This is a genomic window from Streptomyces sp. DvalAA-43, assembly GCF_900091725.1.
Taxonomy (GTDB): Bacteria; Actinomycetota; Actinomycetes; order Streptomycetales; family Streptomycetaceae; genus Streptomyces; species Streptomyces pulveraceus.
This window is the reverse complement of sequence record NZ_FMBW01000052.1, coordinates 151,993-162,703: the sequence shown is the minus strand read 5'-3', so window position 1 is coordinate 162,703 and position 10,711 is coordinate 151,993. Positions and strand designations below refer to the sequence as shown.

Annotated in this window: 6 protein-coding genes and 1 pseudogene; all 7 read left to right on the top strand. The window is 71.6% G+C overall.

Annotated elements, in window-relative coordinates; translation table 11 throughout:
* Nucleotides 1–1,828, top strand: a 1,828-nt coding sequence (locus GA0115234_RS21800) for an ADP-ribosyltransferase (protein WP_093544182.1), incomplete at its 5' end; no start/stop codon positions are given.
* Nucleotides 1,825–2,226 (top strand): hypothetical protein, encoded by a 402-nt coding sequence (locus tag GA0115234_RS21795; RefSeq protein WP_093544180.1) that lies wholly within the window; start codon nt 1,825–1,827, stop codon nt 2,224–2,226. The genes GA0115234_RS21800 and GA0115234_RS21795, both read left to right, overlap by 4 nt.
* 2 nt (nt 2,227–2,228) lie before the next feature.
* Nucleotides 2,229–3,023 carry a DUF6508 domain-containing protein gene (locus GA0115234_RS21790; protein WP_093544179.1) on the top strand — a complete coding sequence of 265 codons (795 nt, stop codon included), beginning with the start codon at nt 2,229–2,231 and terminating at the stop codon, nt 3,021–3,023.
* 265 nt (nt 3,024–3,288) lie between these two features.
* Nucleotides 3,289–3,600 (top strand): hypothetical protein, encoded by a 312-nt coding sequence (locus GA0115234_RS21785; RefSeq protein ID WP_093544178.1) that lies wholly within the window; start codon nt 3,289–3,291, stop codon nt 3,598–3,600.
* A 103-nt stretch (nt 3,601–3,703) separates the two neighbouring features.
* Nucleotides 3,704–5,078, top strand: a pseudogene (eccD, locus tag GA0115234_RS21780) (type VII secretion integral membrane protein EccD).
* Between the two features lie 53 nt (nt 5,079–5,131).
* Nucleotides 5,132–6,631, top strand: coding sequence for a MinD/ParA family ATP-binding protein (locus GA0115234_RS43475; RefSeq protein ID WP_202554014.1), 1,500 nt, complete (start codon nt 5,132–5,134; stop codon nt 6,629–6,631).
* A gap of 49 nt (nt 6,632–6,680) precedes the next feature.
* Complete coding sequence (gene eccCa, locus GA0115234_RS21770; RefSeq protein ID WP_093544176.1) at nt 6,681–10,652, top strand: type VII secretion protein EccCa; 3,972 nt, start codon at nt 6,681–6,683, stop codon at nt 10,650–10,652.
* The last annotated feature ends 59 nt before the right edge of the window (nt 10,653–10,711 follow it).

The following is a 10,711-nucleotide window of genomic DNA, read 5'->3' as shown; positions in this document are numbered from 1 at the left end:
CCTCCCCGGCGCCGGAACCCTCTTCTGGGCACTCCCGGACGACAAACTCCCCTCCTGGCTGCGTGACTCACGCACCGCGATGAAGGAGACCGGCAAAGCACTCGTCGCCTGGGACGAATGGGGCAAGAACCCCGGCCGGGCCGCCGGAGCCGTCACCTTCAACGTCCTGACGACCGTGTTCACCGGAGGCGCCGGCGGAGCCGCCGCAGGAGCCGGCAAAGCCGGAGCCGTCGCGAAGGTACTCTCCGTCGCGGGCAAGGCCGGCAAGGTCATCGACCCCATGACCTACATCGCCAAGGGCGCGGGCGCAGGACTCTCCAAGATCGGCGACATCACCAAGGGCCTCAAGGGCATCGGCAACATCGAGATCCCCAAACTCCCCGACGGTTCGGTGCAGTTGCCCGACGGTCGCTTCCTGGAGCCCAACGGGAACCTGGTCGCCCCGAACGGCGTGGTCGAGACGACCCCGATCCCGCACGACACGGTCCCCGGCACCTCGGGCCTGCCGACGTCCTGGCAGATTCAGCAGCCGGTGCCGGTGGGCGTCCACGCGGGAAGCGGCTTCCCAGACATGGCGGCGCACACCCCCGGCGGCGGCTTCGACCATGTGCCGGGCGGAGTTCCCAATCACGTACCGAACGGATCGTTCGGACCCGCCCCCGCGCACTTCGACCCGGCAAGCCACGTTCCCAACGGATCGTTCGGTCCCGCCCCGGCACACTTCGACCCGGCAAGCCACCTGCCGGGCGGAGCACCCGGCCATGTCCCGGGCAACGTCGGCGCTCACGTTCCCACCGACCACTTCCCCGCCGGAACGGGCCACGACATCCCCGGCGGCAATCCGCACACCCCGGATCCCACCCCTCCGCACGCCCCGGGCCACGACGGACCGGGCACGCCCGAACACGACGGTTCGCACGGTGGCGGCCACGACAGTTCACACGGCGGCCACGACACCTCACACGGCGGGCACGCGGACGACGCGGCCGGGCACGCCGATGACGCGGCGCACACCGGTGACCACGGCGGCCACGGCGGCCATGTCGACCCGCACGGCGCCGCCGACGACCTCGCGCACGGCGCGGACGACGCGACGACGCCCGGTCATCCCGGTGCGGACGGTGTGGGGAACGGCGGTACGGGTGACGGTTTCAAGTACACCCCGCACGTCTCCGCCGACGACTTCGACGACCTCACGACGGCCGAGAAGCACCGGGTCGCCGCCGCCGAACTCACGGACGGCACAGTCCCATTCGCCGACGACACCGCGGCGATCGACTACGGCCGGGACTACTGGAACGACTACGTGGACAATCTGGACCCGTCCGCGAAGCAGGCCCTCTGGGACTACACCGGTGAGACGTTCCCGTCGTACCACGACATGAACGGTCATCTGCGTGGCACTGCGGGATTCGGCCCGGAGCCGGCGGTGCTGCACGACATCGCCGAGATGGACAGGGTCATGTCGACGCGTCCCGTACCCGACGACATCATGGTCGTCCGGGGTACGGGGCTGGGCCACCTCAAGCTGGACTCTCCGCTCGACATGCTGGGCCAGACCTACCCGGACAAGGGGTACACCTCGACCTCTCTCGGCAACCACCCGGTGTCCAGCTTCGCCGGCAAGGAAGCAATCCTGCACCTCCGTGTGCCGAAGGGCACGCCCGCCCTGTGGCTGGAGAAGGTCTCCAAATTCGATGTGGAGGAGCGTGAGCTGCTCCTGGCCCGCGGTTCCGAGTTCAAGGTGACCCGCGTCTTTATGGAGAATGGCCAGGTCCAGGTCTACGGAGAAGTCCTGCCGCCGAATAAGGGAGTGGTACACGAATGAGCAGCGAGCAGCGGCCCAATCCGCGGCTGAACGAGGATCTGTTGTTCAACGAGGCGCCCGGCGGGCCGCCGCGCTACAGCTCCCAGTCCCACAAGCCCGTCCAGTACCTGACGGTGGCAGACAGGGGCGGCGAGGCGATCGGCTACGTGTGGGCGAACGACGAGGACGACGCCGCCGGGTGGCTGGTCCGCAAGGCGGGCGGTGACGAGGCGTTCAACAAGGGTGCGCGGTGGGCCCGGAAGCTCCATGACGCGAAGGCCCGGGGGATCGCCCCGACGGCCGCCCTGGCAGAGATGATCAAGGAATCGGATCCTTCGAAGAGCAGCCATGTCGTACCCGGCTCCCTGACCGAGGCTCCGAACGTCGAAGTGGTCAGGAGTCTCGCCGCCGCGAGCTGACCATGGCCCACGCCCCCGACGCACCGCGCTACCGCGCCGAGACCACCGGCCCGGTCCATCACCTCACCGTCGCCAATGCCCGTGGCGAGGCGATGGGCTATCTGTGGGCCAACGACGAGGACGACGCCGCCGGTTGGTGTCTGCGGCCCGCCGGTGACCGGGCCGGGATCAGCGAAGGGCTTGGGTGGTCCGCAAGGCTCGACGCCGCCAAGGCGCGCGGGCTCGTGCCCACGGCCGCGCTCGCGGAGCTGGCCCGGGGCTCGGACCCGAGGTGCGTCAGCCATGTCACTCCGGGCTCCCTGGCCACGACGCCGTCCCTGGGCGCGCTCACCGCGCTGGCCCAGGTCGTCACCGAGGCCGACGACCGCCGTCTGCTGGTCCAGCTCGACCACGGGAACACCGACGCATGGCACGAGTTGAAGGAGGCGCTCGCCGCGCTCACGGACGAGGACCGCGACGTGCGGTGGTCCGCGAGCGGGCGGCAGCCCGACGGCACCTGGCTGATGGGTTACCCGATCCACAGCAAGCCGCTCCGGCGACTGGTGGGTGCGCTGGCCGCCGTCGGTGCGGTGACGCCCGCGTACCTGTGGCAGGACAATCCGCCGCCGGCCGTGCCCGCCGGTGGACGGCTGGGTCCGGCCGACGCGGTGCGCGCGGCCACGGCCGTGGTGCGCGGGGAACGGTTCTGCGACGGGACGATCGCGCAGGCGGTGGGGGCCGGTCTTCTCGATGCCGTGGCCGAGTCGCTGTGCGCCTGGCACGAGACCATGGACGGCCGGTCGCGGGAGGATCCCTGACGCCTGCGGAATGCGCGTCCGCCATACTCGCTCCTGCCGCGACCTGGGCTGTACTGCCCGCTCGCCCATGCCTTATGTTGCAGGAGTGAATCGGGGGATTCCTCTGCGGTGCCCGCCGGCTGATGCGGAATATGCCGCTGTACGCCGCTCCCCCGAAGTGCGCGGGAGTGACCCGGCCCCGGCCGCCGTTCCTCGCGCCGACCGGCGATGACGCAGCGACCATGACCGACGCAACGTACGACTGAGGCAACGGACGACGAGACGAATGGCACGGGATTACGACAGCCAGCTTCTGGAGTCGGTGGCGGTACGCCGTCGCAGAATGCGTGACGCACTGCTGTTTGGTGCGCAGCGGGCGCGGCGCACGGCGGACGAGCGGCTCGGGAAGGTTTTCGCGGGGATCGCCATCGCCGCCGTGCTGTGCGCGGGATGCGTGGGGTGGTCCTTTGTCCAGAACATGCTGGAGAAGCAGAAGGCCGAACAGCAGAAGCAGCAGCGCCAGGAACAGCAGTACCAACAGCCGGCGGAAACGGCGCAACCGGATAAAACCGGGGAATCGACGAAGAATCCCCAATAACTCGGTAACTCCGGCGAATTCAGAAAGAGTTCCCCGCAAAGGGGACTGAGAAGGCGCCAGTAGCATGGGCACGCAAAGCTGCCCGACTCCTCACAACGTCGCGATGATAGGTTCCCGTAAAGTGGTGAGCACAGCAACGACTTCCCGAGCGCAGCTCAGCCGGGTGACTCTGGTCGGTGAGCGGACGCCGGGCCGACATCGTCCTGCCGTCCGACACCCCGATCGGGCAGCTGCTGCCGGACATTCTGCAGTTGCTGGACGACCGGGCGGCGGCACGCCCGATGACCCGGCAGCTGATCACGTCGGACGGCTCCGCGCTCCCGCACGACAGCACGCTGTCCTCGGCGGGGATCGCGGACGGGGCGGTGCTCAGGCTCGTCCGGGCCCACTCCGCGCCCCCCGCCCCGGTCGTGCACGATGTCACCGATCTGGTGGCCGACGATCTCGATCTGCAGGCCTGGCGCTGGCGTCCCGCCGCGCGCCGCACGAGTGCGGGTGTGGCGTCCGTGGCCTTCGCGGTGGTCGCCGCGCTGCTCGCCCGGCGCGAGTTCGCCCTGGATTCGCTGACCGGCGCCCTCGCGGCCGCGACGCTCGTCCTGCTGGCGGCCGGTGCGCTCATCGCGAAGATCGGGCAGGGCAACCGGGGTCTGGCGACCGCGCTGCTGCTCGCCTCCGGCAGCCTCGGCATCCTCACCGCCTGGACCGCCGCGGACGCCTACGACTGGTCGGGGACCGCGCGGCTCGCCGCCGTGGCCGCCGCTCTGGTCCTGACGCTGGTGCTGCTCGGCTACTTCTCGCCGCTCGGCCGCGGTGGCCTCATCGGCGCCGTCGCCACCACCGCGGTCACCCTGGTGTGGGAGGCCGTCGCCGCCGTCCAGGACGACCTGGCCCGGCTCGGCGCCGTCATGGCCGTCTTCTCCGTCGTACTGCTCGGTCTGCTCCCCCGGCTGGCGCTGGCGGCCTCCGGGCTCACCGCGCTCGACGACCGCCGCTCCGGCGGCGCCTCCGTCAGCCGCCACCAGGTGGGCAACGCGCTGGCGGCCACCCACCGCGGCCTCGCCCTGGCGACGGTGGTCACCGCGGTCTCCGCGGCGGCCGGCGGCTGGCTGCTCACGCTGGCCGACGAGCCGTCCGTGTGGACCGTGGCGCTCCCCTCGCTGGTGGCTCTCGTGCTGCTCTCCCGGGCGCGGGCCTTCCCGCTGGTCGCCGAGGTGGTGGCGCTCTTCGCCGCCGCCGCGGTCCTGGTCGTGCGTCTCGTCATGCTGTGGATGCAGCACGCCGGGGGTGCCGGGCCGCTCGCCCTGCTGGTCGTGGCCGCGGTGCTGCCGCTGCTCGTCCTGGCGGTGCAGCCGCCCGAGCATGTGCAGGTCCGGCTGCGGCGCATGGCCGATCTGGTCGAATCCATCGGCGTGGTGGGGCTCTTCCCGCTCGCCGTCGGTGTGTTCGGCGTGTACGGACAGCTGCTCAACAAGTTCTGAGTCGACGCGCAGGTGCTCCGGGCGGGGCAGCAGGGCGAAAAAGAAGGGCAGACATGCCGAACGAAGACAACTGGCAGGGCGATGTGCTGCGCGCCATGCGGAGCGGCGCCTCCCAGGAGAACGCCCAGGGCCCCGACGGCCAGGGGTACGGCGCCCCCGCGCAGGGTCAGGGCGGTCAGGACGGTCAGCCGTACGGTGCCGCCGCACCGGGCCCCGGCCTGCCCGCACAGAACGCCCACGCCTACGGGGCGCCCCAGCAGCACCCCGGCTATCAGCAGCCCTCTCAGCCCGACCAGTCCCAGCAGTACGCCGGTTATCAGGAACAGCAGCCCCCTCAGCAGCAACAGGGCTATCAGGGACAGCAGCCGGTCCAGCAGCACCCCGGCCACCAGGGACAGCAGCAGTACACCGGGTACCCGGAGCAGCAGGCCGCGCAGCAGCAGTACGCCGGTCACGAGGAACAGCACCAGCCGCACCAGCAGTACCCCGGCCACCAGGGACAGCAGGGCGTGGTCACGCCCCCCGTCACGCCCCCCGTCGCCCAGCCCCAGCCGCAGTCCCAGCCCCGGCAGGCGCGGCAGCCGCGGCCCCAGGAGCAGGCCGCGTACACCCCGGGCACCCGGCCCCACCACGCCCCCGAATCCCGGCCCGTGGTGGACCGGGCGCTGGCCGCCGTCGGCCGCAAGGCACGGCGCGGCGAGCCGTTCGCCACGCGGGCCGCGCGGGCCCTGCGGGTGAGCGTCTCCTCGTCGGCCGCGCGCGAGGTGGCCCGGACCACCGCCACCGCCGAGATGCTCCAGCAGCCGGTGACGACCGGCCGGCAGATCGCCGTCACCTCCATCCGGGGCGGCGCGGGCAAGTCGACGGTCGCCGCGCTGCTCGGCACCACGTACGCGCACTACCGCCAGGACCCGGTCCTCTTCGTCGAGGCCGACCCTGCGCTCGGCTCGCTGCCGCTGCGGCTCGGCGCCGAGTCGCTGCGCTGGACCACCGGTGACCTGGCGGGCATCATCGAGCCGCAGATGTCGCTGCTGGACATCACCGGCTATCTCGTCCAGCTGCCCGGCAACGCCTGGCTGCTGCCCGGCAGTCAGGGCCAGATCGGCGCGATGCTCGACAGCCGGGCGTACGAGCGGGTCATGGTCTCGCTGCGCCGCTACTTCGGCGTCACCGTCGTCGACTGCGAGACGCTGCCCGCCGAGGTCGCCCGGGTCGCGCTCTCCGCCGCCCAGGCCCGGGTGCTGGCCGCCCCCGCCACATTGGAGGGCGTCACCAGCACGTACGCGGTCCTGACCTGGATGCAGTCGCTGCCCCGGCAGGTCATCGCCGGCACGGTCGTCGTGCTCAGCGAACTGGTGCCGCACCCCGGACTTGATCTCGACGAGGCGGCGGAGCGGCTGAAGGCCACCGGCGCGAGCGTCCAGGTGCTGCCGTACGACCGGCATCTGGCGGCAGGCGGCGAGATCCGTACCGACCTCCTGGCGCACGCGACCCGGGAGGCCGCCACCCGGCTGGCCGCGGACGTGTTCCGGCTCTCCCAGCAGCACCACTGATCACCGATCGGCAGCACCCACTGATCCCGACCCCGAGTGACGGACGACGATGAGTACCCGACTGATCCACCGCCCGGCCAGGACCACCCGGCCGCCGGCCGCCTCCGAGGCACGCACCATCGAGGCCCCGCCGAACCTCCCCGAGGGCAAGTCGGGCAACATCGCGATGTCGTTGTTGCCCGTCGCCGGTGTGATGTCCTCCGTCGTGATGATGACGGTCGTACGCAACAGTCAGTTCGCGGGCCTCGGTGCGATCATCCTCGTCGTCACCGTCATCGGCTCCGTGGCGCTCGTCTTCTCGCAGCGCGGCAAGGCCCAGCGCACCCGCCGTACCCAGCGCGAGGCCTACCTCGCCTATCTGGAGGACCTGCGCGAGGAGCTCTCCGTCGAGGAGCGCCGGCGGGCCGAGCGGGCCGATGTCCTCAATCCGCCGCCGCACGCCCTGTACGACATCGTGCGCGACCCGGCGCGGGTGTGGGAGCGGCGCCGTCTCGACGGCGACTTCCTGCGGGTGCGCGTCGGCACCGGTGAGATGCCGGTACGCGATCTGACGGTCGCCCAGCAGGGCTCGTCCGTCCTCTCGCCGCCGGACACCTTCATGCTCAACGAGGCGTCCGCGCTGATGGACCGCTTCCGTACCGGCACCGAACTCCCGCTCACCGTCCCGCTCGACCGGGTCGGCAACATCAGTGTCATCGGCCCCCGCGAGGACTGCCTGCGCGTCGCGCGCGCCCTGCTCGTCCAGACCGCCGCCACGCACGCCCCCGACGACGTCGCGATGGCGCTCGCCGTGCCGGGTGAACGGCTGGCCGACTGGGAGTGGGCCAAGTGGATGCCGCACCTGCTCGACACCGAGCAGTTCGACGGTCCGGTCGCCGCCCGCCGGATCGCCCCGTCCGCGCCCCAACTGGCCCGTCAGATCGGTCCGGAGCTGCGCCGTCGCGCCTCGTACGCGGCCGAGGTGCGGCGCGGCCTGTCCGGCAAGGACGCCCTGTCCATGACATCCCGGCTGCTCGTCGTCACCGACGGGCACGGCGAGGACGCCGTCGACCTGCCGCGCCCGGACGACGCGGTCGGACTGCGCGAGATGGGCGTCAGCGTGCTGCACCTGCTCGAACACCGGGTCCAGGAGCCGGGCCACGTCAGCGTCCGGATCACCGTCGACGGCGACGGAGTGGTCATCGAGGACCTGCGGGAGCAGGAGCCGATCAGCGCCCACGGCACCGTGGACGAGGTCAGCATCCCGTTCGCCGAGGGCCTGGCCCGGATGCTGGCGCCGATGCGGCTCTCCGCCGAGTCGCTGGTGGACGCCCCGCTGTCCGGGCCCGTCGACTTCGCCGATCTGCTCGGGATCGACGACGTGGCGCGGCTCGACCTCTCGCGTCTGTGGGCGCCGCGCGGCGAACGCGCCTTCCTGCGGGTGCCGATCGGGATCAGCGACTCCCATCAGCCGGTGCTCCTGGACCTGAAGGAGTCCTCCGAACTGGGCATGGGTCCGCACGGGCTCTGTGTCGGGGCGACCGGTTCCGGCAAGTCGGAGCTGCTGCGGACCCTGGTCCTCGCCCTGGTGGCCACGCATCCGCCGGAGGACCTCGCGCTGGTCCTGGTCGACTACAAGGGCGGTGCGACCTTCGCCCCGTTCGCGGAGCTGCCGCACGTGGCCGGTGTCATCACCAACCTGGAGAACCAGGCGGGCCTCGTGGAGCGGGTCCACGCCTCGCTCGCCGGTGAGGTCAAACGCCGTCAGCAGGTGCTCAAGGACGCGGGCAATGTCGCCGACATCGGTGACTACGCGGCGCTGCGCGCGGAGCGGCGGCCCGATCTGGAGCCGCTGCCGCATCTGTTCGTCGTGATCGACGAGTTCGGTGAACTGCTCACCGCGAAGCCGGACTTCATCGACCTGTTCCTGTCCATCGGCCGGATCGGCCGCTCCATCGGGGTGCATCTGCTGCTGTCCAGCCAGCGCATCGAGGGCGGCAAGCTCAAGGGCCTGGACACCTATCTCTCGTACCGGCTCGGTCTGCGCACCTTCTCCGCCGACGAGTCGCGTACGGTCCTGGACACCACGGACGCCTTCCATCTGCCGCCGCTGCCCGGTTTCGGCTATCTGAAGGTCGACACCAGCCACTACGAGCGCTTCAAGGCGAGCTATGTCTCGGGCGGGTACCGGGGCCCGGTGCAGCGCACCCAGGAGGAGGACGCCGGTCCGCTCGCCCTGGAGTACGAGGCGTTCAACACCCTGGCCGAGCCCGAGAGTTCGGGCGAGGAGCCGAAGATCCGGCGCCGGGAGACCGGGCCGACCGAGATGGGCGTCGTCGTCGACCAGCTGCGCGAGGCCGCCGGTCCGGTGCGCCGCATCTGGCTGCCGCCGCTGCCCGGTGCCGTCGCCCTGGACAAGGTCGCGGGGCCGCTGGACGTGGGTCCGCGCGGGATGCAGCTGGCCAAGCGGCGCGGTCCGCTCCAGGTGCCGCTCGGTCTGCTCGACGACCCGACCAAGCAGTGGCAGGGCCAGTGGTATCTGGACCTCACGGTGGCGGGCGGTCACGCCGCGGTCATCGGCGGTCCGCAGGCCGGCAAGACGACCCTGCTGCGTACGCTGGCGCTCGCCATCGCGCTGACCCACACCCCGCAGGAGGTCGGCGTCTACGGCCTCGACCTGGTGGGCGGCGGTCTCCAGGCCGTGTCGGGGCTGCCGCACGTCGGCGGCGTCGCCGGGCGGGCGGACCGGGAGCGCGCGGGGCGCACCGTCGAAGAGGTGCGGGGCATGCTCGCGGTCCGCGAGGAGCTCTTCCGCGAGCACAGCATCGACTCCGTGGAGCAGTTGCGTTCGCTGCACGCGGCGGGCCGGCTGCCGCAGCTGGCCTCGGCCGAGATCGTGCTGATCATCGACGGTTTCGGTGCGCTGCGCGACGACTTCGACGAGCTGGACGACGCCGTCGTCGACATCCTCAAGCGCGGTGGCGGCTACGGCATCCACGTCGTCGCGGGCATGCTCCGCTGGAACGACGTGCGCATCGCCACCCAGTCGAACTTCGGCACCCGGGTCGAGCTGCGGCTCAACGACCCCAGCGAGTCCAGCATCGACCGCAAGCTGGCGCAGACCCTGTCGCCCGACGAGCCGGGCCGCATCCTCACCGACGGCAAGCTCTTCGCGCAGGTCGCGCTGCCGCGCACGGACGGTCTCGCCGACGTCTCGGACCTGGGCGCGGTCCTGGAGCACACCGCCCGCACGGTCCGCGCCACCTGGAGCGGCGAGGTCGCCCAGCCGGTGCGGATCCTGCCGCACGTGCTGGAGCCGCAGCTGTTGCCCGGCCCGGTCGCCGAGCCCAAGCGGGTGCCGATCGGCCTGGACCAGACGGCGCTCGCGCCCGCCATGCTCGACCTGTTCCACCACGACCAGCATCTGCTGATCCTGGGCGACAGCGAGTGCGGCAAGACGAATCTGCTGAAGACCGTCGCCCGCGGGCTGATCGAGCGCTACGGCGAGGAGGAGCTGGTCTTCGCGGTCATGGACCCGCGGCGCGGTCTGCGCGGCGCGATCCCGGAGGAGTTCCGCGGCGGCTACGCGTACAACCCCAAGATGTGCGCGGGTCTGGCCGCCGGTATCGCCACCGAGCTGGAGAAGCGGCTGCCGGACGACCGGGCGGACACCGAGGATCTGGAGCCCGGCAGCTGGGGCAGCGGTCCGCGGATCGTGATCCTCGTCGACGACTACGACGTGCTGACCACGGCCGGACAGTCGCCGCTGGACCCGTTCCTGCCGTACATCCCGTCCGCCGTCGACATCGGGCTCCACTTCGTGCTGACGCGCCGGGTCGCGGGCGCCTCGCGGGGCATGTACGACCCGATGGTGCTGGGTCTGCGCGAGTCGGGGGCCTCGGCGCTCCTGATGGCGGGCGACCGCAGCGAGGGCCAGCTGTTCCCCGGTGTGTACGCGACCCAGCAGCCGCCGGGGCGCGGTGTGTTCATCCGCAGGGGCCAGCCCAACCGTCTGATCCAGACCGTGTACACCGCGGAGTGACGCGCCGGGGAGCGGTCCCGCGTCCGCGGGCCGCCCCCACCGCACATCCGCACCCCGGA

What these genes read in the sequence shown, in the direction of transcription:
- GA0115234_RS21785 (WP_093544178.1), top strand. Translation starts at nt 3,289, where the DNA reads ATGGCACGGGATTACGACAGCCAGCTTCTGGAGTCGGTGGCGGTACGC.
- GA0115234_RS21795 (WP_093544180.1), top strand. Translation starts at nt 1,825, where the DNA reads ATGAGCAGCGAGCAGCGGCCCAATCCGCGGCTGAACGAGGATCTGTTG.
- GA0115234_RS21790 (WP_093544179.1), top strand. Translation starts at nt 2,229, where the DNA reads ATGGCCCACGCCCCCGACGCACCGCGCTACCGCGCCGAGACCACCGGC.
- eccCa (WP_093544176.1), top strand. Translation starts at nt 6,681, where the DNA reads ATGAGTACCCGACTGATCCACCGCCCGGCCAGGACCACCCGGCCGCCG.
- GA0115234_RS43475 (WP_202554014.1), top strand. Translation starts at nt 5,132, where the DNA reads ATGCCGAACGAAGACAACTGGCAGGGCGATGTGCTGCGCGCCATGCGG.